Raw genomic sequence first — 23,829 nt, 5'->3', positions numbered from 1 at the left:
CCCTTCCCATACCGAACAGGTAGGTTAAGCTTCAATGCGCTAATGGTACTGCAGGGGTAACTTTGTGGGAGAGTAGGTCATCGCCAGGTAATATATGAATTTTTAGCTTAACTGTGTTTTACGCAGGTGGTAAAAGTTCACTTCTTTTTATTAAAAAACAGTCCAATAAGGGCTGTTTTTTTAGTATACAATAATAGTAAGCAATAACTAAAATATAGGGGTGATATATGTGGCAATTATAAAAAAGTTGGTTATGCCAAAAGGTGATGGGAGACTTCATATTGCAGTTTGTGCATTAAAAATATACTATGAGGCAAATGGCTGGCTTTCTAACGATGAATTTAAAGTGAAATTTTTATTACTTGACAACAAGTATGATTCTAATACAAATGAAGCAATGATAATACATAAAGCCAGAACTGCAAGGTATTTTGGACTAATTAAATATCTATTTAAGAGTGAAAATGGTTTAGCTGGAAGACAAGGCAAAATTACCGAATCCGGGAAACGTTTTTATGAAGCTTGTTTGTCTGATAATAAGGAAGCACAAATAGATACAATTATGGATGCTATTTGTAACTATTCCTTTGGACGTAATAATTATGCAACTTCTGATACTAGTTCAGATGTGGAGCCACCTAAAGTACTTATAAAAGCCTCATATGAATTAGGTTATGTCACTAAAAATGAATTTGTATATTTAATGTACAGAATGCATGATTTAAAACATGCTTATTCAGATATAATTATAGAAATAAAAAAAGCCCGTGAAGACAATATACAAGTGGATTTGCCGCCAAATCTTGAAAAACAAGAAAAAGCCCACTTTATCAATGTATACGGAGATTGGAAATTTATACAATTGCTTCGTGAAGTAGGGATACTAAAAGACCTTACTGAACGTGCAGCATTAACAGATTTCATTGTATCTAAGTATTCAAGAACAATAAAGCAACTATCACCATTAAATAATGAACTCTTGGCGGAAGTACAAGAGGAAAGTTTAATTAATACTATTACAGATGATATTGTATTAAATGTTATAAATAAACCATATAATAGAATACTTTTTGGCGCACCAGGTACAGGTAAAAGTTATAAGATTGAAGAGGAGAGAATGGTTTTTGGTAAAAATTATGAGCGTGTTACATTTTACCTTAACTACTCATATGCTCAATTTGTTGGGAATTACAAACCAAAACCAAAGTTGAGAATAGATGGAACAGAATATGTATCCTATGAATTTGTACCAGGTCCATTTTTACGTACTTGGATAAAAGCACAAAAGAGTATTAAGAATGGAAATAGTGAGAATTATTTGCTAATAGTTGAGGAGATTAATCGTGCTAATGCAGCAGCAGTTTTTGGTGATGTGTTTCAATTGCTTGATAGAAATGATGAAGGAATAAGTGAATATGAAATAACAACATCAGAAGATATGCGAGACTATTTAATTAAGAAATGGGAATTTACTGCTGAAGAGGTTACTACAATTAAAATTCCAAGGAATATGTATATTTGGTCAACTATGAATAGCGCCGACCAAGGTGTATTACCTATGGATTCTGCATTCAAAAGGAGATGGAATTTTGAATATATAGGGATTAATGAAGGAAGCGCAAAAATTAAAAACAGTGAAATAACTTTGAAGTCATATGGTACTATAAAATGGGATATGCTTAGAACTAAAATAAATAATGGATTGATTAGTGCAGGTATAAATGAAGATAAACTTATTGGACCATTCTTTTTGAGTGAAAAGGAATTAAAATCTTCATCAATTGATGAAATTTTTAAGAGTAAACTTCTTATGTACCTATTCGAGGATGTTCTTAAACATAGAAAAGGCAAGTTGTTTAAATCGCAGCTTGATACATTTTCAAAAGTAGTTGAAACATATAAAAAGGGTGAAGAAATATTTGACTTTGATGTTATGGTCTCTTTATCAGGTGAACCTAGTGAGGAAAGTGCACTTAGTCTTATAGCTGGGAATTCAGAAGAATATTCAACGGAGAATGAATAAGGATGATTTATTCTAGAGAACTGAAAAAATATAATAAAAGTTACTTAAAGAGTGAATTGTTTTTAGACGATAATACTATTCAAGAGCTATTGGATAAACGAATTCTAACTAAAACCGAAGAAGATATGTTTTGTTTTAAGTTTGTAGGTATTTTAATTATCAAAGAGAGAGTCTTGTTTTGTTTGCCTAAATATGCGAAAAACAGTGGTGAGAAAACAGTTGCAAAGCAGCTATTAGAGCTATTTGGAGAATATAGTAAGCGGGAGAATCTGGATGTAGATGAACTTGAAAGTATTGGGAGTATAGATTCTAAAAACTCTTATAATATGTTGTCAGTAATACTTTTTTTGCTAAATGATTATTTTGAAAATGGCCTTTATTCTAATGAAAAAAGCATTTATATTTTCAATGGTGATGAGGAAATAGACTGGCTAAAAACAATAGATGAAGTACAACCTTTGATAAATGAGGGAGAATTAGTTTATTTAGAGTATTATACTAATTCAACACAAAGTGACGAAGAAAATTATTTTAGGCAGTTACATTCATATATTTTAAATAAATGCACAAAAAAATTGAATTATTTGGGATTATTTGAATTCCTTGGGTTTAAGCCTATATATTTTGAAGTTGATGAGGAGAGATTAGGAAACACTGAGAGCATTATTTATAGAATTAATAACGAACTTAATGTTCAATTTATAAATAGAAAACAATTATTACTTAAAGCCATGTCATCTTTTATATCTAATGAAGAAATGGAAATTGATAATTTTACAATTAGTTTTTATGGAACTCGTAGTTTCCACGTGATTTGGGAAAAGACATGCGGATATGTTTTAAACAATAAATATGAAGCTGTTAAGAAACTAATTGCACCGCCAAAATGGACGACGTTAAGTGGTAAAGTGCACAAAGCGTCAACTTTAATTCCAGATATTATTAGCATAACAAAAGACTCTTTTGTTATATCTGATGCTAAGTATTATTCAATTAAATTAACTGAGGATATACTAAGTGGTAAACCTGGAGTTGAAGATGTGACAAAGCAATATTTATATCAATTAGCATTTGATAAATATATTAAGTCAAAGAAATTTGCTTGCGTAAAAAATATTTTCCTTTTCCCTTCGCAGGAAAAAGAGATGAAACAATTAGGAAAAGTAACAATTGAATTTTTAAAAGATTTAGATCTTGAAGATATAACTTTATTTTCAGTACCAGCACACAAGGTTTTTGATTTATATACTAATAGTAAAAAACTTAATATTGAAAAATTCCTGAATTTGAAAATTGAACTAATAAAATAGAAAGATACAAACAAAATTTTAATTTTATAGGGCAGTGTTGTTATTTGACTTCGTTCATATTTAGACAAAGAAAGATGATATATAGTATATTGATTTTATCAATATACTATATATTTTGTAATTTTTTAATTACCAGTAAAAGTAGCCATGCCATTATCTCCACTGTAAGGAGGTGCTCCTTTAACTGTTACATAACAAATTATTAGCATATATTCGGATCCTCTTTGAATAGCTCCATTGAAAGTTAATATAAATGTTTTTGTTGAGCCGCTTTTCGGCTCTATGCTAACCATATTACTGAATTTGTAGCATTAACACTATTATTTTTACCTAGTGTAGATATACCTTTGGGTATATCATTAATTGTATCTTTGATCCAGTAATTAGTTGGCTTCATTGCTAACCTTACATCAACATCTCTATCGTAGCTAATTTGAATTTGATTAGGCGAGAGCTGTTTTAAACTTACTAGCATTGAAATAGGAAATTGCCTATTATCATCTCGCATATTCATATTTATCATCTTATATTTTTCATCCACATTCATCATTTTGTACATCTCCTGCATAATCATCATAAGGTACATAATTTGCATATACATCATTTGATGCATAAGCATTATGTGATAATACTTTGCATATCCGTCATTTGCGGCATTCCTTGCATAGGATTATCTAAATATGTTTTCAATAATTACACCTCATCAATAATTTTTAATTACATAATATTGTTTGAGGTAAACTAGAACTTGTGATTAATAAATTGAATTTGTGTATAAAGTAAATTTTTACTTCTTTAAATACTGTATCATATTTTATTTTCACAATAAGTAATAATTTCATAAATTTCCTCTGTCACCGTAACTTATTGTTTATATTTTACGTAATAAGAGTAAGATAATTAAATAGGTTAGGAGGGGTTTAAAATGAGTAAAAAGATCATGTTAATATTTGCTTTAGCATTTACATTTATATTTGGTTCAATAGCAAGTGGGTTTTCACCAACGGCTATTGCCGATGAGACCAAATTGCCACAGAAAACAATTTCAGTTAGTTCAGAAGGCACAGTAAAGGTGAAACCTGATATGGTTTATATTAATGTCGGTGTTCAAACAGAAAATAAAAGCTCAAAAGTGGCTCAACAAGAAAACACAACAAAAATGAATAAGGTTATGCAAGTTCTAAAAGAAAACAAGATTGCAGATTTAGATATTAAGACTTCACAGTATACAATCTATCCCATTGAGACATATTCTGAGAAGGATAAAGTTTCCGTTGTTACAGGGTATAGAGTAATGAATACACTGGAAATTACAATAAGAGATATATCAAAAGTTGGAGCATTTATTGATGCAGTTACAGCAAATGAAGCGAACACAGTTTCTAATATTCGATTTACAGTAGCTGATCCGGATAAATATTATCTACAGGCCCTGCAAAATGCAACAGTTAAAGCAAAAGCAAAAGCTGATACATTAGCAAAACAGTTTGAAATTAAGATAGGTCTACCATCACAGATTAATGAGACTAGTGGCGGGTCCAATCCTCCAATACTATATTCTGCCATGGACAGTGTAAAATCAGAAGCATCAAAGACAAATATTTCTTCAGGAGAATTGGAAATAAAAGCATCAGTAGGGTTAGTTTACACATATTAATAATTACATCTATAATAATAGAGCCGATAATTCTTAGGAATTTATCGGCTTTTTTTAGTGAAACTTATCAATATACCAACTTATTTCATTCAGCATGTTTAAGATACTTAATGTATACTATATTGAAATTATTATGATACAAGTAAAAAAAATATTGTTATATTTAACTAATTACACTTTTACTTAAAAAAATCGTATACATGGTTTAATTATTATGATAAGATGAAAATATAAATTTTACAATTTTCAGAACATTATAAATAAAATATTTAGGAGGGGTTTTTAATGATACAGCAAAGGCTTGATAAAGTTCTAAAGATTATGACAAAAGAGGAAATACCTCAAATGATAGTTTCTGATTCATCGGCAATATTTTATCTTACAGGAAAATGGATTTTTTCAGGAGAGAGAATGCTCGCACTGTATATTAACTTAAATGGAAAGAACAAATTATTTATTAATGAGTTATTTCCTATAAGTGAAGATTTAGGTGTGGAAAAAATATGGTTTAATGACACTCAAAGTCCAGTGAAAATTCTTGCTGATAACATTGATAAAGAAAGCCCAATGGGTATAGATAAAAACTGGCCTGCGCATTTCTTAATAAAGCTAATGCAGTTAAAGGGAGGAAGTTCATTTGTAAATGGATCTGAAATTCTTGACAGAGTAAGAATGTGTAAGGATGAAAATGAAAAAGAATTAATGAGAGCAGCTTCAAAATTAAATGATAGTGCTATGGGTGATATGATAAAGCTTGTGCCTAAAAAGCATTCTGAGATAAAAATGGGAAAACTACTTGGGGAAATATGGGATAATATGGGAACTGAAGGCCATTCCTTTGATCCAATTATAGGATATGGTGCAAATGCAGCAGACCCTCATCATGTAATGGACAAGTCAAAAGTAAAACCAGGAGATAGTGTAGTTATTGATATCGGGTGTAAGATGGATTCATACTGCTCAGATATGACTAGAACTGTATTTTACAAAAGTGTATCAGACCATAGTAGAGAAGTTTATGAAATTGTGAAAGAAGCAAACAGAAGAGGAATTGAGAAAGTTAAAGCAGGGGTTAGATTTTGCGATATAGATGCTGCTGCTAGAGATTATATAACAGAAAAAGGTTACGGAAAATACTTTACTCATAGACTGGGACATTCAATAGGTATTGAGGTTCATGATTTCGGAGATGTTTCTTCTGTTAATACTGATATTGTTCAGATTGGACAAATATTCTCCATAGAACCAGGTATTTATTTGCCAGGAGATGTAGGAGTTCGTATAGAAGATTTGGTAATTGTAACTAAAGATGGCTGTGAAGTATTAAATCATTACACAAAAGATTTAATTATTGTAGAATAGAATATTGGGGAAATGTAAATTTTATGAAGGGGATGTAAAAAAATGAGTGAAAGGGTAAAAGAAAGAAATTCAAAACTGAGGGCATTTATGGAAGAAAAGGGTATAGATATTTATGTTGTTCCATCTGCAGACAATCATCAAAGCGAGTATGTAGGAGAATACTTTAAGGCAAGATCTTATGTAACTGGTTTTACTGGTTCTGCAGGAACGGCGGTTATTACAAAAGACAAAGCAGGTCTTTGGACGGATGGAAGGTATTTTCTTCAAGCCGAGCATCAGCTTGAAGGTAGTGGAATTGAGCTCTTTAAGATGGGTAACACAGGAGTTCCTACTGTACTTGAATACATAAAAGCTGAAATGAATAATAATGGGAAACTTGGATTTGATGGACGTCTCATGGCGATGCAAGAAGGGGAAGATTTTGTTTCGGGACTTGCCAATAAGAATGTTACCATTGAGTATGATTATGATCTCGTTGATATGGTATGGGAAGGTCGACCTAAGATAGCAAATGAACCTGTTTTTCTTCTTGAGGAAAAGTATTCAGGCGAAAGCAGATTGTCCAAGTTGTCTAGAATAAGAGGCACTATGAAAGAACTAGGAGCAAGCTACCATATCATCACAACCTTGGATGATATAGCATGGCTTCTTAACATCAGAGGCAATGATGTTATGTATTCACCGCTTGTGCTCTGTTATGCGGTTGTTTCAATTGAAAAGGTAGACTTGTTCATTGAAGAAAGTCGACTTGATGTAAGCATTAAGGAAGCTTTGACAAAGGATGGTGTGAAGCTTAGAAAGTATAACGACATTTATGAATATGTAAAGGGATTTACTGCTGAAGATGTGGTGTTAATCGACCCAGATAGGATCAATTATGCGCTGTATAAGAACATTCCAGCTCAGACCAAAAAAATTGAAGCTAATAATCCTACTATCTTGTTTAAGGCCGTTAAAAATTCTGTGGAGCTTGCAAATATTGAAAAAGCGCACATTAAAGATGGTGTTGCCATTACGAAATTCATGTATTGGCTGAAAACAAATGCCTCAAAAACTACAATTACAGAAATTAGTTCTTCTGAAAAATTAGAAGAGTTTAGAAAACAGCAGGAGGGTTATTTGTGGCAAAGTTTTGCACCAATTAGCGCTTTCAAGGAACATGCTGCCATGATGCATTATTCGGCAACACCTGAAACGGATGTGGAACTTGCGCAGGGACACTTATTATTAATGGATACTGGTGGAAACTATTTTGAAGGTACAACTGATATCACTAGAACCTTTGCCATTGGACAGGTGAGCGAAGAACTTAAGCACCACTTCACGGCTGTGGCCAGAGGTATGATGAATTTGGCTCGTGCTAAATTTTTATATGGATGCAAAGGCTATAACTTGGATATATTGGCTAGAGAACCTATGTGGAGTCTTGAACTGGATTATAAATGCGGAACTGGGCATGGTGTTGGCTATTTGCTAAATATTCATGAAGGACCAAGCGGTTTCAGATGGTATATCGTACCATCAAAGCATGAAACCCAAACATTAGAAGCAGGTATGGTAATAACCGATGAACCTGGAATTTATATTGATGGATCCCATGGCATTCGTATAGAGAATGAACTTATCATCAGAAAAGGTGTTGAAAACGAATCTGGTCAATTCATGCACTTTGATGCTGTTACTTATGCACCAATCGATTTGGATGCAATAGCTGCAGAAGACCTTAACCGTGATGAAAAACTGTATTTAAACAGTTATCATAAACTTGTATACGACAAATTAGCCAAGTACTTGAGTAATGAAGAGAGAGCATGGCTAAAGTCGTATACAAGAGAAGTATAAATAAAAGTAAAAATTAGTTTAGGGGGAAAATTATGAGTGAAATTGTAGTAAAAAACAAACGGCCTGCTGGTTTCTATGTTTGTTGTGTAGCGTTCATGTTAGAAAGGATGGCATATTATTCTGCCAAGTATCTAGTTTTCTTTTTTGTTGCTGCTACACTGGTAACAGGAGGATTAGGTCTTACAAAGGTTGAAGCTGCACTTATTCAATCAAATCTTGTTGCGTTTACTTATCTTGCACCTATTATTGGTGGATATCTTTCCGATAGGTACATTGGTGCTAGATACTGTGTTCCGGTTGGACTAATTTTAATGGCTGGCGGGTATATAGTGGGAGGATCTGCAACTAGTGCAGTAACCATGAATGTGATGGTGGCACTTGTAGCCATCGGAACAGGTTTATTCAAAGGTAATGTTTCTGCAATCAGTGGCGCTTTGTTTGAAGACGAAAGCCAGCTGGATTCAGCATTTTCAGTGCAGTACTCCTTTGTCAATATCGGATCATTTATCGGAACAACAGCTGTGGGTATTCTTATAGCCACTACTTTTGCCCATGGTAGTGTTCAGGGCTTTAGACCTGCGTTCGTACTGTGTGGTATCATTTGTGCAATTGATGCTGTGTGGTTCCTGTTCGGTATGAGATTCCTTGGACAAGTAGGAAAAAAACCATTCAAAGAGGGCAAGCATACGGAAAAGAAAATTGTAACCGAAGTTAAGCCATTAACAAGAGTACAAAAAAGAAAGGTCTTTGCTATTGTCTTGGTATCAATATTTTCAGTTGTTTTCTGGGTTTTTTGGTACCTGACTTACCTAGCTGTTTATGATTACGGTGGTCAGTTCGTCAACATGAACGTAGGCGGATTTGCAGTACCACTTTCATGGTTCGATTCATTGAATGCCTTTGTATGTATTGTTATGGGACCAGTTCTAGGCATATTGTGGTTCAGGCTATCTAAGAGGCCTAAAGGGGATCTTAGTTTGTTTAAAAAATTGGGCCTGGGTCTTAGTTTACTTGGGTTATCCTTTTTAACACTTGTAGGTGCAGAAATGTCAAGAGGTGCAGGTAAAGCGAGCATCATTTGGATCATCGCATTTGGTGTTATACTCAGTATGGGAGAAATGCTATTCTCACCACTTGGTAACTCTTTTGTTACTAAATACGCACCGAACAAGATTTACTCTGTACTTATGGGGGTTTGGATTTGTGCTTCATTCATAGCTGGTAAATCCTATGGTTACCTGTATGAGTTTGCTTCGAAATTCCCCATCATACAGTCCTATGTTGTTATCCCAATAATTTTGTTTGTATGCGCAGCATTGCTATTTTTATTTGACAAAAGGCTTGTAAAACTGCTGGAAGATGAAGAACCAGCGAAAAAGGCAAAAATGTCTGCATAATAGATTTATTTTCTAAAACATAAGAGATGACTACTGCATTGCGCAGTAGTCATCTTTTTTCTGCGGTTTTGTTCACGGACCCTCGAGAGTTTTGATTATGGAGGCTAATTTGCAATTTAAGATTGGTAAAAAATATTCAGTAAAACAATACATTTGTACTATAATATGTATTGTTAATAAAGCGTAAATATAGTAAAGTAATATTACGGGTTATTTGTTAAAGTTTATAGCACATTAGTAAAGGTGGATAACCACTAATAAATAATTTAGAAAATATATCTAGAGGGGGATCTTATTGAAAAAATTTTTAGTCATTGCGGTATCTTTAATGTTGCTCTTTTTTAATATTCCTTTAATTGTAAGTGCAGCATCTGATACGGGACAACCAACCATAACACTATCACAAACAAAAGTAAAAATAGGGGATATAATAAAAATTGAGCTAGAGGCAAATAATACATTGTCAGATACACCCAATAGTAATGATAATGTAATATTAATTAGGAGCAGAGTGAAGGAGAATCAAACTATATCCTTACATCCGAGTTATAATGAAAATACAAAAAAATACGAACTAGAATATACAATTCCTTCAGATATTCTAATGGGAGAATGGTATATAGAAAAAGTCGTGTTACAAGATAATGCAGGTAATAGCACTTATAATTATTCTGATATTTCATTTACAGTAGATCCAGTAGTTACACTTGATCTCACAGTTGAATTTGATAGTCAAGGGGGAAGCACAGTAAAAAGTGATATTGCATATTATAATGCCACAATAAAAGCTCCTTCTACACCAATAAGGACAGGCTATGTATTTGGTGGTTGGTACAAAGAAGCTGAATGTTTAAATGCATGGGATTTTACAACTGATAAAGTGACTGAAAATATAACACTATATTCAAAATGGACACTTGTTGCTCCTGGAATTCCCAAAAGTTTAAAAGCCGCATCTTCTTCATATAACAGCATTAATGTTAATTGGGGTGCAGTAGTCGGAGCAGATGGCTATGAAGTTTACAGCTCAACATCTAACACAGGAGAGTACACTTTAATTTCAACAACTACGAAAACTAGTTATAACAATACTGGACTTGTAACTAATAGCACTTATTACTATAAAGTTAGATCATATAAGATGGTTTCGAGTGGTAAAGTGTATAGTGACTACTCAATTGCTGCAAGCTCAAAACCAATACTAGGGTTGCCTATAAATGTTATGGCTACTAGGATTAACTCTAAAGGTATTAAACTTAGCTGGAGCTTTGTAGCAGGAGCAAATGCCTATGAAATATATAGAGCTACTACCAGTACAGGAACTTATAGCTTATTAACAAAAACGATACATTTAGATTACACAAATTCAAATTTAATAACAGGAAAAACTTATTACTATAAAGTAAGGGCATACCGAACTATTGGAAACATAAGTGTATATAGTAATTTGGCTGTAGCAACAAACAAAACAACTACATATACTGTTTTTAATAATTTAGTACAACCAAATGGTGTATATGGAAAATATGCAGGTTTGAAAGTAGAAATACTAGATCAAAGCAATAATAAACTTTTAATTAAGAAAGCTAATGGTACTAAAATTTGGGTCTCTTCAAGCAATGTCTCTATTGGTAAAAACCCAACTACTAATGCGAAATACTTGGATAAAAAACAACTAGAAACTTATGTAAATATAACAAGCAATTTCATCAGTGATACAAAATACTTTACTTGGGTGGATTTAAATAGGCAAAGAGTTAGTGTTTTTACTGGCAGTGCAGGAAACTGGGCTTTACTCAAAACATATTCCTGTGCATCTGGTAATAATAGCACCCCTTCAAAGAGAGGATTCTTCACAGTTCAAGATAAGGGAAATTCTTTTACTACAGAGTCAGGACTTCTAGTGAAATATTGGACAAGGTTTAGTGGGAATTACCTACTACATTCAACACTTCTAACGGCTTCTGGAAACACTTTTGATGCAACTGTAGGGACAAGACTTTCTCATGGATGTATTCGTATGCCATTAGATATGGCAAAATGGTATTATGAAAAAATACCAGCTGGTTCATTAATATGGGTTAATTAAAAAAAACGTGGATCGTGAACAAATGATGTTCACGATCCACACTTTTTTACCCTATATTTTACCGTATTTCTAAGAATAAACATATAACTATGTTAAAAATTTGAATATTTTCATTGTTATGTTGTATACTTGAATAAGTATACAGTTGTAAGATGATAAGCGATTAACAAGATTTGTAAATAAATAAAGAGATAGAAATTGCTTTTTTAAAAGGGGGTATTAAAAATGTTTTGTCCAAAATGTAAATGTGAATATAGAGAAGGCTTTGATTTTTGTTCGGACTGTAAAATTAAATTAGTTGAAGAATTGACAAGTGAAGAATTGGACAGGGAAGAATTTGAGTATGTAGAATTTATTACTATAGCTGCAACAAGTGATGTTTGTATAATACCTATAGTTAAGTCAATGTTAGAGTATGGTGGAATAAGATATTTTATTAAGGGAGAGTTAATTAAAAACGTCGCTGTATTTAATAATATTATGGAAATACAAGTTCCGCTAAAAGACGTTCAGAATGCAAAAGACTTATTGAAGGAATTGGATATAAAGTAAAGAGAATATACAACCCGCGAGGTTTTTGTTGACGAACCGAAGGGTTTTTTTTATTGGAGTGGGGTTTTATAACAATTATTCGTTAAATGAAATTAATTTACAAAATATTTATTTATATTATATTCTAATGTATAGAAAAAGGAGTAACAATTAAAGTAAGTAGATTTATTAAAATAAAGGAGATTTTATGATGAGAAATATTTATTATCAATTTGGAAAAAGAAATTTTTTAAATTGTAAAATTGTAAAATTAATAATTATCTTTATTGTATTATTAGGTTTAATTATGCCCTTTCCACATTTTTTTAGAGATACCTATATAGTAACCATTGCAAATAAAAGAGTGATAACACGTGGCAATATCGATACTTATTTAATTTATACACAAAATAAGGATGGTAATATAAAGATATTTAAAAATACTAATAGTTTAATAGAATTTAAGATTAATTCAAATGATGTGTACTGGGGTTTGATAATTAATAGAAAATACGAGATTAAAGCATATGGCTTGAGTATACCGTTATTATCATATTATCAAAATATCGTAAGAGTTAGAGGAGTAGATTGATAATTGAACCACGCACACTAAGTTCTTAAGAACCGCTATTATTACTTTTAGTATGGAATTTGTAATGATGCGAAAACTTTAATTATTAAACTAATAGCATTTAACTTGTAGGATTGCCAATTAAAAAAATAACCATTAAATAGTTATCCTATTTAATGGTTAAAATATTTATCGCTATATAATAGTAATATTTTCTGCTTGAGGACCTTTAGGTCCTTCAACTACGTCGAAAGAAACCTTTTGACCTTCATCAAGTGATTTGTAGCCATCTGAATTTATTTGTGAAAAATGTGCAAAAACATCTATTCCGTCCTCTCCTGTAATAAAACCAAACCCTTTTTCTCCATTAAACCATTTAACGGTTCCATTCATATAATATAACCTCCTAAAATTTAATTTCCTTAACAATTTAATTAATGATATACACTTTTTTTAGCATTTTCTTTGAAAATATACATAATTATTTATCCTTTTGGTCATCCCAAAAATTGGTAATAAGATAGATGATTTATATTGTAATTACAAAATAATTATTCATGTAATGTTTTCCAAAACAGATGTTATTCATAAAAAGTACATAAATGTTTGTTATATTTAGTCTATAAGTTTTAAATTCTAAACAAATGAAGGAGATATACTAATGAAGAATTCCCTAAGAAGTATGGCAATTGTATTAACGTTAATTTTTACTTTAAATGGAACTGCCTTAGCGGCTCCAACAAATGATAAACTAAATCAGCAGAGTGATTCACTAACTAAAATTCAAGCACAAAGAGAAGAAATCCAAATAAAAATAGAAAAATCCGATGACGAAATTCAAAAGAGTATGGCTAAAACAGAAGAGAATAAAATTAAAATATCTGAAACTGAAAAGGCAATAGAAAAATCTTCAGCGGAGATTAAGCAAGTAGAAAAGAAAGCACAAAAGGAACAAGAATTATTTAATAGTAGGATGAGAGTTTTGTACATAAATGGATTTGATAGTTATACCAATATTATACTTGAGTCAGAGAGCTTTGGGGATTTTGTATCAAGAGTAGAAAACATAAAAACTATTGTTCAGTTTGATAAAAAAGTAGTGGATGAATTTGAAGCTACAAAAAAAGAATTAGATGATAAGCAGATAACTTTAAATAAGACAAAAGATGTATTACTGGCTTTGAATGTGGAAGATAAAAAGAAGTTGGACAAGATAATTGCCACTAAAGAAGAACAGACTAAATTAATAGCAGAGCTAAATGGCAAGGATAATGTGTTGCCAAGTGGGACAAGCAGTTCACAATCAGTATCTGAAAGCATGACAAAAATAAATCAAATAAGCAAATCAGAAGCTAAATATACACCTTCAAGAGGGTCAGCGAATTTATCAAGTAATGCTGTAATAGCTTATGCTTCTAAATTTCTTGGAACACCATATTTATGGGGTGGGACAACACCTTCAGGTTTTGATTGCTCGGGATTCACTCAATATGTATATTCACATTTTGGAATATCTATAGGAAGGACCACCTTTGATCAAATAAATGATGGTGCGCCAGTGGCTAGAAATAACTTGCAAACTGGAGACTTGGTGTTGTTTGGAAGTGTTGGTAATCCTCATCATGTAGGTATTTACATAGGTGATAATACATATATACATGCTCCTAGTACAGGTGATGTAATAAAAGTTTCAGATATGACAAGATCAGATTTTATAATAGGTAGAAGAGTAAAGTAAAAATACATATATTCTTAGAATTATTAACATAGCTATATTAGGTAATTCCCCAATATAGTAGCTATGATGCGGACTTTTGAATCCGAATCATAGCTACTATATTTTTTTGCTTTTGCTTAAAATTTATATTTGTTGTAGGTGCTACTCAAAGGGACGTTTGTGGGGTATAATAAATTAGTAAAATAACAAGACATACCTTTAAAATATTTATTGTGAATATTAATTTGAAGGTATCGCTTATAAGGTACTTAAAGATAGTAAAAAAATAAAAAAAAGAAGGTAAAAATATGAAAAATGATATAAACAAAAACATGGAAATGATGAGAAAAATTATTGAAGAAAAAAAAGCAAAGTCATCTTCTCAAAAAAATGGTAAGCGAGCAGCCATTTATGGAACACAAAGCGCATCATCAGGTAATGGTGGAGGCTTAGTTGGTAAAAATAACAGGGGACAATAATTCCCTTGTTATTTTTATGAGATGAATTTTTGCGTTGATGCAAAGGAAACTACTTGAGTACAGGAGGTATTAGATACATGAATTTTTATTTCGCACCTATGGAAGGTTTGACTGGGTACATTTATAGAAATGCCCATAATGCTTTTTTCAATAATATAGATAAATATTTTTCACCTTTTATTCCCGCAAATCAAAGCAAAAGTTTTAAAACACGAGAATTAAATGATATTTTGCCAGAAAACAACCAAGGATTAGTTTTGATTCCACAATTACTAACCAATAATGCAGAAGACTTTATTCATACTTCAAAGAAAATAAAGCTGCTTGGATATAATGAAATTAATTTAAATTTGGGGTGCCCATCTGGAACTGTAGTTTCAAAAAATAGAGGGTCCGGATTTCTTTCAAAAAGAAAAGAGCTTGATGTGTTTTTAGACAAAATATTTTCTGAGTCTATAACAAAAATATCATTAAAAACCAGAATAGGAAAGGATGAGCCAGAAGAATTTTATGACTTAATAGAAATATTTAATAAATACCCTTTAGAAGAGCTTATTATTCATCCAAGGACTCAAAAGGATTTTTACAAAAATAAGCCAAATCTGAAAATTTTCAAAGAAGCATTGATTCTAAGCAAAAATCCAGTTTGCTATAACGGTGACATTTTTACAATCAGTGATTACAAGGAATTTTCCACTGAATTCCCTAGTGTAGGTACTTTAATGTTTGGCAGGGGATTATTAGGAAATCCTGGAATGATCAATGGTATTACAAATAATATTAAACTCGAAAAAAAATTACTAAAAGATTTTCATGATAGAATTTATGAAGATTATAAAGGAATACTCTTTGGAGATAGGAATGTATTATTCAAAATGAAAGAGTTATGGTTTTATATGATTCCGATGTTTTCTGAGAATGCAAAATATGCAAAAAAGATTAAAAAATCAGAAAGATTATGCGATTATGATGAAGCTGTTTCAAGCTTATTTAGGGAACAGGATGTTTTAGAAAATTGAAAATGAAGATAATAAAATAGCCTTCATCTTAATTTGAGATGAAGGCTATATTATTTTATCCTCCACTGAAATAAAATAATATATTTTATGAAAAAGGTTGAAACGAAATTTCAAATATGTTAATATAGGGTTGTAAGATGAAACGTTTTCAAGACAAAATAAAAATACTGATTAACAGAGGAGAAAATATGGATAGATTAAATCTAAAAAAATTAACAACAGAAAGTAGAAATGATAATAGCATAAATATAGATACTGTTTCAACTTTAGAAATGGTAAAAAAAATAAATAATGAAGATAAAAAGGTAGCAGAAGCTGTGGAAAAGGAACTTCCTAAAATAGCACAAGCTATAGATTGCATAGTCGAAAGAATGCATAAAGGCGGAAGATTAATTTATATAGGTGCAGGGACTTCTGGAAGAATTGGAATTTTAGATGCAGTGGAATGTCCACCTACATATGGAACACCAGAAGAACTTGTGCAAGGGATTATAGCGGGTGGTAGCGAAGCTATATTCAGAGCAGTGGAAGGTGCTGAGGATTCTAAGGACTTGGCAGTTAAAGATTTAAAAAATAAATGTATAACAGAGAATGATACCATAGTAGGACTTGCAGCATCAGGTAGAACTCCATATGTTATAGGTGGCCTGGAGTATGCAAATGTAATAGGAGCATTAACCATTTCAGTTACTTGTAATGCTAATTCGCGAGTTTCAGAGGTATCAAAAATATCAATAGCACCAGTAGTTGGAGCAGAAGTTGTAACAGGTTCCACAAGACTAAAATCAGGAACAGCTCAAAAACTAGTATTAAACATGATATCAACAGGAGTTATGATAAAGCTAGGTAAAGTATATGGCAACCTTATGGTAGATGTAAAATCAACCAATGAAAAATTAACACAAAGGGCTAAATTAATAGTTTGCGAAGCAACAGGAATAACTATTGAAGAAGCAACAGTTGTATTAAATAAAACAGACTTTGATGTTAAGCTAGCGATATTCATGATGTTATCAAAGCTTAATAAAGAGGAAGCAAGAATTAAATTAGACTTAAATAAAGGATATATAGCAAAAGCTTTAAAAAATATTTAGTAGAGGTGGAGAATATTATGACAAATAGAGAAATTGCTATAAAATTAGTCCAGTTAGTTGGCGGGAAAAGTAATATAAAATCGGTTGCAAATTGTATGACCCGTTGCAGGCTAGAACTTAAAGATTTTTCAAAGGCGAGAATAGAAGAAATAAAAAAATCAGAAGGAGCCCTTGGGGTAGTTGAGACTGATGGGCAACTGCAGGTTATTTATGGACCGGGAAAGGTAAATAAGGTAACTGAAGAAGTAAGTAAAATACTTGAGAAAAATGTAGTTATAGGTGAAGATGCAGTAGCAGAAACTAAGGGGAAATTAAAACAAAAGAATGATACTAAATTTAAAAATACACTTAAAAGAATAGGAAATATATTTATCCCATTAATACCATTATTCGTAGCTTGTGGACTTGTACTTGCGGTAAATAATATATCAGGAGTATATTTTGGAGATGCGTATAAAGCTACAACAGTAGCTAAAATAATAGGGCTTATAGGTAATGGTGTATTCTCTATATTATCAATTTTAGTTGGTGTAAATGCAGCTAAGGAGTTCGGTTCACAAATGCCCATGATGGGAGGAGTATTAGGTGGTATTTTATCATCACCAGCACTTGAAAAGATAACTCTTTTTGGAAAAGCATTAACCCCAGGACGTGGAGGAATTATTTCCGTAATAATAGTAGTAGTTTTAGCTTGCTTTATTGAAAAGGTTTGTAGAAAATTTGTACCAGATGTGTTAGATTTATTTATAACACCGCTGGCTACACTTACAATTTCAGTTTTAGCAGCATTATTTATACTTCAACCTTTAGGAGGATTTATTTCTGATAGTATAGGACTTGTAGTAGCACAAACAATAGCATCAAATAATATGTTTGTATCAGTTATTTCAGGAGCGATATCAGGAGCATTATTCTTACCACTAGTTATGACAGGAATGCATCAAGCATTAACTCCAATACATGCAGATCTAATTGCTAATGTAGGATTTACAGTTTTACTTCCCATACTCGCAACAGCTGGAATGGCACAGGTGGGGGCTACTATAGCTGTACTCAGAAAAACGAAAAATGAGAGATTAAAGAAAATAGCTAGAAATGGATTAGTACCAGGATTTTTAGGAATAGGAGAACCATTAATATATGGAGTAACATTACCCCTTGGAAAGCCATTTCTTGGAGCTTGCCTTGGAGCAGCACTAGGTGGAGCGGTAATGGCGATATTTAAGGTAGGAGCCGTTGCAATAGGTGTATCGGGATTGCCACTGGCACTCCTAATTGCAAATGGGAAAATGGGAGTATTCTTATTAGGTGTATTGATATCATATATAGGCGGATATTTCTTTACCAGCATATTAGGTTTTGAAGATCCAGTAGATTAACAATTTAATAGATTATAAAAAAGACCAATAAGGGTCTTTTTTATAATTAATGCAGCTCAGAATGAGAATATTTGAGGAGGAATTTTTATGAGTTATGGTATTTCAATTTATTTTGGTATGGACAATACAAAGGAAGAAAATTTAAGATTATTAAAGGATGCTCATAAACTTGGGTTTACTAGAATATTTACCTCACTTCATGTACCTGAGGCAAATTATAGTATATTAAAGAATGAGACACGTGATTTTTTTAAGTTAGCTAAAATATATGATATGGATATAATAAGTGATATTTCTCCTAATACTTTTAAGTTTTTAGATTTAAATGATATGGATTTGAAGGGCCTTTATGAGATGGGGGTTAAGACCATAAGAATAGATTTTGGGTATACAGAAGAAGAAATATCTAAAATGACTAAAAATCCTTATGAAATTAAAATTCAGTTAAATGCATCCACAATAACTGAAGAGTTTTTTCGAAAATTAGATATGTATTTACCCAACTATGAAAATGTTGATGCACTACATAATTTTTACCCTAGAGAAGGTACAGGTATTTCAGAGGAATGTATGAAAGAGAAAAATGCTATTTTAAGTAAAAAGGGAATTAGAGCTTCTGCTTTTGTAGGATCAAATAATAAAAAAAGAGGCCCATTATATAATGGATTACCAACCTTGGAGGAGCATAGAGGCATAGAGGTACGCGAAGCTGCAAATCATTTGTTTGCACTGGGAAATCAATGCATATTTATTGGAGATTCACTTCCTAGCAGCAGTGAATTAGAGAATTTATCTGAGCTAAATTCAGATGTAGTAGAGCTTTTTATAGAATTAAAGCAGTGTGATAATGTAACTTTAAGATTACTTACTGAAACTTACACCAACAGAATAGATGAGGCTAGAGATGCAATAAGAGCTAGCGAAAGTAGACTGCTTCTTAAGGGAGATAAAATAGTGGCATTAAATACAGTAGATAAGAATTATGGAGATGTTATTATAGATAACGAAAATTACATGAGATATATGGGAGAGCTACAAATACTAAAAAGAAGTCAAAAGGGGGATTATAGGACAAATGTTGTAGCTTCAGTTTTACAAAAGCATATTTATCTACTAAAATATATAAAGGGTGGAAAGAAATTTCACTTCAATATAATAAATAGTTAGAAGTAAAATCTAATTTAATAGGGTGTGATATTGTGAATGTATTACAGTATATAAAGCAGAATTATGATAGCTTTACAGATAGTGAAAAATTAATTGCAGATTATTTATTAGAAACTAAGGAAAGTATTATAACAATGTCAGCTAAGAATATAGCAAGTACTACAAAAACATCTGCTCCAACAGTTGTTAGGTTTGCTAAAAAAATAGGGTTCAATAGTTTAAATGAAATGAAGCTTAAATTATCTATAAGTTTAGATAAGATGGAAGCTACTGAGTTTCAATATTTAGATAGTGATCTAGGAACAAAAAATATAATTTATTCAATAAAAAATTCGATAGATTCTATCATGCAGCAGACGGTTAATTTGTTAAGTGAAGAAGAACTTGATAAGGCAATAGAACTACTTATAAATGCAAAAAATATATACATTTTTAGTGTAGGAGTATCAGCTTTAGTAGGTCAAGATTTTTATTATAAGTTAAACAGGATAAATAAAAGATGCATATCACATACAGATACCCATTTGCAAATAACAACATCTATATTAATGCAGTCAGGAGATGTAGCAATAGCAATATCCTATTCAGGTGAAACAAGGGAGGTCATTAAATGTGTAGAGAACGCAAAAAAAAGGAAAATTCCAGTAATAGCAATAACAAAGGCGAGTGTAAATAATAAGGTAGCTGATCTCTCAGATGTGGTGTTACGTGTGCCAGCAGTAGAAAAATCATTGAGGGAAGGTGCAATGAACTCGAGAATATCACAGCTGGCAATAATAGACATGTTATTTATTGGGATGATTAGAGATAATATAAAAGAAGTAGAGGAAAAATTAATTGAAACAAGAGAAGCAGTCAATGAATTATATCATTAGGGTAATATTTTCATATAGCTTTATACTCAGTTTATAAACGTAATAAAACAAGGAAGTGATAGAAAAAATGGATAAAAGGATAGAAAAATTACAAGGGCGATTGATTGTTTCATGCCAAGCATTACCTGAGGAGCCGTTACACTCTTCTTTCATTATGGGCAAAATGGCCGTTGCAGCATTAGAAGGAGGAGCGGCTGGAATAAGAGCCAATACAAAAGAAGATATTTTAGAAATTAAAAATAATGTAAACATCCCTATTATTGGTATCGTCAAAAGAGATTATGAGGATAGTATGGTTTATATAACTCCAACGATGAAAGAAATTGATGAACTAATGGAGGTTGGTCCTGAAATTATTGCATTGGATGCAACTTCTTCAATTCGTCCTGGTAATCTAAAACTAACAAATTTTTACCATCAAATTCGAAGAAAATATCCTAATCAATTGTTAATGGCAGATTGTTCTACTGTTGAAGAAGCAGTGTATGCTGATGAATTAGGGTTTGATTTTATTGGAACAACACTGGTGGGCTATACACAACAAAGTAAAGGCGACAAGATCGAAGAAGATGATTTTGCCATCCTACGAAAAATATTAAATAAAGTATCTAATAAGGTTATCGCAGAGGGGAATATTAATACACCCGAAAAAGCTAAACGAGTAAAAGAATTAGGTGTGTTTAGTTTGGTTGTTGGCTCTGCTATTACAAGACCACAATTGATTACCAAAGCCTTTGCTGAAAAACTTGATTATTAAATAGAATAAAGGAAGCGAAAAATATAGCTGGCATGTTAGGTGCGTATTTTAATTTTAGACAGAGGCAAACCAAAGGAGATAATTAGAATGGATCAATATGTGAAAAGTATAGTACCTATAATTGAATCCGTTTAAGACAACTTTACGGTTGTAGAAAAGAAGATTGCTGATTTTTTTATTCATAATACAGAGAAAATAAATTTTTTATCTAAAAGTATTTCTAAGTATTTGTATACATCCGAAGCTACTCTGACAAGATTTGCTCAAAAATGTGGGTTTAGGGGATACCGTGAATTTGTTTATCAGTACCAAGAAACTTTTACCAAGTTTTAAATATATACCAAGAATTATTAAGCAAAAGCTATGCTTTAATTGATGAGAAACAAATTCAAAGAATTGTTGCCTTACTATCCTCTAAAAAGTACATTTATATTTATGGTAAGGGGAGCTCAGGTCTAGTTGCCAATGAAATAAAATTACGATTTATGCGTTTAGGATTGCGAGTGGAATCAATAACAGATGCGCATGTAATTGCAAAGAAAATTTAGAACACAGTGATGTTATTTCTCCGCAATTTCCCATTTTAGTAATGATAGACATTGTTTACGCGCATTTCTTACAAGGAGACAATGGGAGAAGAGAACATTTATTGAATGATACCGTATCAGTTTTAACTCTAGAGGAATGAATATCATTAAATTAGCACAGTAAATACTTAGTTAAAGCACATTAAAATAATGTATGACGCGGGGTGTTTCGTAAAAGTAGAGATGGTAATTTTATTAATTATATTATTGAGAGAGAAGTTATTGATATAATTCCAATGGATATGTATCAATATTTGGATAACTAACATTTTATATTAAAATAAACTTTAAGTAAAATGAAAAACCCCTCTAATAAATCATATCACCTATCGTATATATAAGTGATATGAAAAATATGGGGTAATGGTTAATACTTGTTATCTACATAAGAATAATATGAGGAGGAATTAACATGAAAAATGCAAAATTAAGTTTATTTTTACTCGCGTTAACATTATCAATTGGTTTATCATCTGGGGTTTATGCTTGTGAACAAAATAAGGATACTAAGGCTGTAAAACCAATTTCTGTAGCACAGAAGATAGATTCCAAAAATGAAAAAAACCAGCAGTGGGAAGCAAAATTCACTAAAAATCATGCAGATAAGAAAAATTATAATAAGAATCATAAAGACCTCAAAAAGGGAACTGAACATAAATACGATAAAGTTAAGCCAGTTATTAGTGTGGCGGGTAAGGTAGCTTTAAAAGTTAAAATAGATAAAATAGCAACAGTTAAAGATGCTAATAGTGTTTTGAAAACTACAATTACTAAAAATTCAGAAGCAGTTAAGGTAGAATTAAAAAGAATTGAAGATAGCAAGATAGTATTAGATCCATTAGTAAAAACTGAGGCTGATTCAGCTTTGCTAGCTGTAAAAGATGCAACTACTAAGAAAGCTTGTGTAAAACCAGTATCACCAGTTAGTGTTGTAGCACCAATAGTTGAGACTACAGTACCGGTAGTACCTGTAGAGAAAACTTACCTTGAAAAATTAAATGAAAGATTAGACAATATGTTTCAACATTATACAGAAAAAAATACAGAGTTAACTAATTTAGGAACTAGACTTTTAAATCTTTTAAATGCTTTAACAATTATTAAATAGAATAGTTTCTAATAAATAAAGTCTTGAATTTAATTCAGGACTTTTATTTTTTATCTACAGTAGATCATTTATGTAAATCACAATTTGGTGAAAAATATTGTTCTTATTTTGGTTATATTGAATATATTGAATTGAAAGAAGGCGATTAAATGTTATTAACCCAAGCAACATTAAACCTATTGAATCAGCAAATATCCCATGAATTTAATAACCATACTATTTATCGTAACATACAAGCTTATTTCTCTAACTTAGACTTGGATGGTTGGGCATCATTTTTTGGTTTACAAGCCGAAGGGGAGTACAGCCATTATACACATATTATAAGTTACTTAGACGATAAGAATGCTCCTTATGAGATCAATGTATTGAGCTATACAAACTATCAATACAAAGATATTAAAGAAATACTTGATATATATTATGCTACGGAGATAGTAACTACTACAATGATTTATGCTATTGCAGAACAGGCAAAGGCAGACAATGATCATGGCACCATAGGTTGGTTATATACTACTCCAGTATCTGAAGGTGGTTTATCATTGGTACATGAACAGATTGAAGAGGAAGATTCGGCATTAAAGTTACAATCTGAGTTTATGCAGGGATTTGGGAATAGTGATCAGTTAAATCAACAGTGGATACGAATAATAAATGAAAATTTAATCCGCAGATTGGAAAGTTAAAAAAGTAGTGCCTGTTAAAGGGTGCTGCTTTTTTTAGCGTATCCCAGTTTTTTACAAGGGTCAGACCCCTTTTTTAATGCCTCATCAAGTTTAATTCCCTTTTTTGTTTGTACGAAAAGAACAATCCTTTGATTACCATTAAAATCCTGACCTATTGCCAATAGTTCAGGTTTGTT

Annotated in this window: 23 protein-coding genes and 1 rRNA gene; 22 read left to right on the top strand and 2 right to left on the bottom strand. The window is 31.6% G+C overall.

The features are described 5' to 3' along the window. The 3 genes from rrf to KPL51_RS17985 form a co-directional block, all read left to right on the top strand. A 5S ribosomal RNA gene (gene rrf / locus KPL51_RS17995) occupies nucleotides 1-89 on the top strand; the annotation flags it as partial. A gap of 140 nt (nucleotides 90-229) precedes the next feature. After that, nucleotides 230-2,023: an AAA family ATPase gene (locus KPL51_RS23655; protein WP_216164432.1), complete on the top strand. Its 1,794-nt coding sequence runs from the start codon at nucleotides 230-232 to the stop codon at nucleotides 2,021-2,023. 2 nt (nucleotides 2,024-2,025) lie between these two features. Then, nucleotides 2,026-3,333, top strand: a complete 1,308-nt coding sequence (locus KPL51_RS17985) for an LlaJI family restriction endonuclease (RefSeq protein WP_216164429.1) — start codon at nucleotides 2,026-2,028, stop codon at nucleotides 3,331-3,333. A gap of 280 nt (nucleotides 3,334-3,613) precedes the next feature. Here KPL51_RS17985 and KPL51_RS17980 read toward each other — a convergent pair whose 3' ends face one another. Then, a complete protein-coding gene (locus tag KPL51_RS17980) occupies nucleotides 3,614-3,883 on the bottom strand; it encodes a hypothetical protein (protein WP_216164426.1) in 270 nt (89 codons plus the stop codon). 375 nt (nucleotides 3,884-4,258) lie between these two features. On the opposite strand from KPL51_RS17980, the gene KPL51_RS17975 reads away from it, so the two are divergent. From KPL51_RS17975 to KPL51_RS17945, 7 genes are all read left to right on the top strand, one after another. Next, a complete protein-coding gene (locus tag KPL51_RS17975) occupies nucleotides 4,259-4,990 on the top strand; it encodes an SIMPL domain-containing protein (RefSeq protein WP_216164423.1) in 732 nt (243 codons plus the stop codon). 285 nt (nucleotides 4,991-5,275) lie between these two features. Continuing rightward, nucleotides 5,276-6,352 (top strand): M24 family metallopeptidase, encoded by a 1,077-nt coding sequence (locus tag KPL51_RS17970; protein ID WP_216164420.1) that lies wholly within the window; start codon nucleotides 5,276-5,278, stop codon nucleotides 6,350-6,352. A 42-nt stretch (nucleotides 6,353-6,394) separates the two neighbouring features. After that, entirely contained in the window at nucleotides 6,395-8,194 is a 1,800-nt protein-coding gene (locus tag KPL51_RS17965; RefSeq protein ID WP_216164417.1) for an aminopeptidase P family protein, read from the top strand. A gap of 32 nt (nucleotides 8,195-8,226) precedes the next feature. After that, nucleotides 8,227-9,591 (top strand): peptide MFS transporter, encoded by a 1,365-nt coding sequence (locus KPL51_RS17960; RefSeq protein WP_216164414.1) that lies wholly within the window; start codon nucleotides 8,227-8,229, stop codon nucleotides 9,589-9,591. 295 nt (nucleotides 9,592-9,886) lie between these two features. After that, entirely contained in the window at nucleotides 9,887-11,680 is a 1,794-nt protein-coding gene (locus KPL51_RS17955) for an InlB B-repeat-containing protein (protein ID WP_216164411.1), read from the top strand. 225 nt (nucleotides 11,681-11,905) lie between these two features. Continuing rightward, nucleotides 11,906-12,232 (top strand): hypothetical protein, encoded by a 327-nt coding sequence (locus tag KPL51_RS17950; RefSeq protein WP_216164408.1) that lies wholly within the window; start codon nucleotides 11,906-11,908, stop codon nucleotides 12,230-12,232. 187 nt (nucleotides 12,233-12,419) lie between these two features. Beyond that, nucleotides 12,420-12,803 carry a DUF1523 domain-containing protein gene (locus KPL51_RS17945; protein WP_216164405.1) on the top strand — a complete coding sequence of 128 codons (384 nt, stop codon included), beginning with the start codon at nucleotides 12,420-12,422 and terminating at the stop codon, nucleotides 12,801-12,803. Nucleotides 12,804-12,977: 174 nt separating this feature from the next. On the opposite strand, the gene KPL51_RS17940 is transcribed toward KPL51_RS17945, so the two are convergent. Further along, a complete protein-coding gene (locus KPL51_RS17940) occupies nucleotides 12,978-13,175 on the bottom strand; it encodes a cold shock domain-containing protein (protein WP_216164404.1) in 198 nt (65 codons plus the stop codon). Between the two features lie 268 nt (nucleotides 13,176-13,443). On the opposite strand from KPL51_RS17940, the gene KPL51_RS17935 reads away from it, so the two are divergent. The 12 genes from KPL51_RS17935 (at nucleotide 13,444) to KPL51_RS17885 (ending at nucleotide 23,653) form a co-directional block, all read left to right on the top strand. Next, nucleotides 13,444-14,520, top strand: a complete 1,077-nt coding sequence (locus tag KPL51_RS17935) for a C40 family peptidase (protein ID WP_216164401.1) — start codon at nucleotides 13,444-13,446, stop codon at nucleotides 14,518-14,520. A gap of 287 nt (nucleotides 14,521-14,807) precedes the next feature. After that, nucleotides 14,808-14,978 carry a hypothetical protein gene (locus tag KPL51_RS17930; protein WP_216164398.1) on the top strand — a complete coding sequence of 57 codons (171 nt, stop codon included), beginning with the start codon at nucleotides 14,808-14,810 and terminating at the stop codon, nucleotides 14,976-14,978. A gap of 77 nt (nucleotides 14,979-15,055) precedes the next feature. After that, nucleotides 15,056-15,997 carry a tRNA dihydrouridine synthase gene (locus KPL51_RS17925; RefSeq protein WP_216164395.1) on the top strand — a complete coding sequence of 314 codons (942 nt, stop codon included), beginning with the start codon at nucleotides 15,056-15,058 and terminating at the stop codon, nucleotides 15,995-15,997. A gap of 188 nt (nucleotides 15,998-16,185) precedes the next feature. Further along, the gene (murQ, locus tag KPL51_RS17920; RefSeq protein WP_216164392.1) at nucleotides 16,186-17,091 is read left to right on the top strand and encodes an N-acetylmuramic acid 6-phosphate etherase; all 906 of its coding nucleotides are present in this window, start codon (nucleotides 16,186-16,188) and stop codon (nucleotides 17,089-17,091) included. A 17-nt stretch (nucleotides 17,092-17,108) separates the two neighbouring features. After that, nucleotides 17,109-18,470, top strand: a complete 1,362-nt coding sequence (locus KPL51_RS17915; protein WP_216164389.1) for a PTS transporter subunit EIIC — start codon at nucleotides 17,109-17,111, stop codon at nucleotides 18,468-18,470. Between the two features lie 87 nt (nucleotides 18,471-18,557). Then, entirely contained in the window at nucleotides 18,558-19,637 is a 1,080-nt protein-coding gene (locus KPL51_RS17910) for a DUF871 domain-containing protein (RefSeq protein ID WP_216164385.1), read from the top strand. Between the two features lie 32 nt (nucleotides 19,638-19,669). Then, a complete protein-coding gene (locus tag KPL51_RS24380; RefSeq protein ID WP_216164382.1) occupies nucleotides 19,670-20,512 on the top strand; it encodes a MurR/RpiR family transcriptional regulator in 843 nt (280 codons plus the stop codon). 67 nt (nucleotides 20,513-20,579) lie between these two features. Next, nucleotides 20,580-21,269, top strand: a complete 690-nt coding sequence (locus tag KPL51_RS17900; protein ID WP_216164379.1) for an N-acetylmannosamine-6-phosphate 2-epimerase — start codon at nucleotides 20,580-20,582, stop codon at nucleotides 21,267-21,269. 162 nt (nucleotides 21,270-21,431) lie between these two features. Then, nucleotides 21,432-21,602, top strand: coding sequence for a hypothetical protein (locus KPL51_RS24570; protein WP_376770102.1), 171 nt, complete (start codon nucleotides 21,432-21,434; stop codon nucleotides 21,600-21,602). Next, a complete protein-coding gene (locus tag KPL51_RS24565; RefSeq protein WP_376770101.1) occupies nucleotides 21,563-21,817 on the top strand; it encodes a MurR/RpiR family transcriptional regulator in 255 nt (84 codons plus the stop codon). Before KPL51_RS24570 ends, KPL51_RS24565 begins: the two co-directional genes overlap by 40 nt. Nucleotides 21,818-22,268: 451 nt before the next feature. Beyond that, nucleotides 22,269-22,964, top strand: a complete 696-nt coding sequence (locus KPL51_RS17890) for a hypothetical protein (protein ID WP_216164376.1) — start codon at nucleotides 22,269-22,271, stop codon at nucleotides 22,962-22,964. A 149-nt stretch (nucleotides 22,965-23,113) separates the two neighbouring features. Continuing rightward, nucleotides 23,114-23,653, top strand: a complete 540-nt coding sequence (locus tag KPL51_RS17885; protein WP_216164372.1) for a ferritin-like domain-containing protein — start codon at nucleotides 23,114-23,116, stop codon at nucleotides 23,651-23,653. Nucleotides 23,654-23,829: the final 176 nt, after the last annotated feature.

Origin of the sequence: Clostridium bowmanii, assembly GCF_018861315.1 — a bacterium.
GTDB classification, from domain to species: Bacteria; Bacillota; Clostridia; order Clostridiales; family Clostridiaceae; genus Clostridium_AD; species Clostridium_AD bowmanii.
The sequence above is the reverse complement of the archived record's forward strand: the minus strand, read 5'-3'. Positions and strand labels throughout refer to the sequence as shown.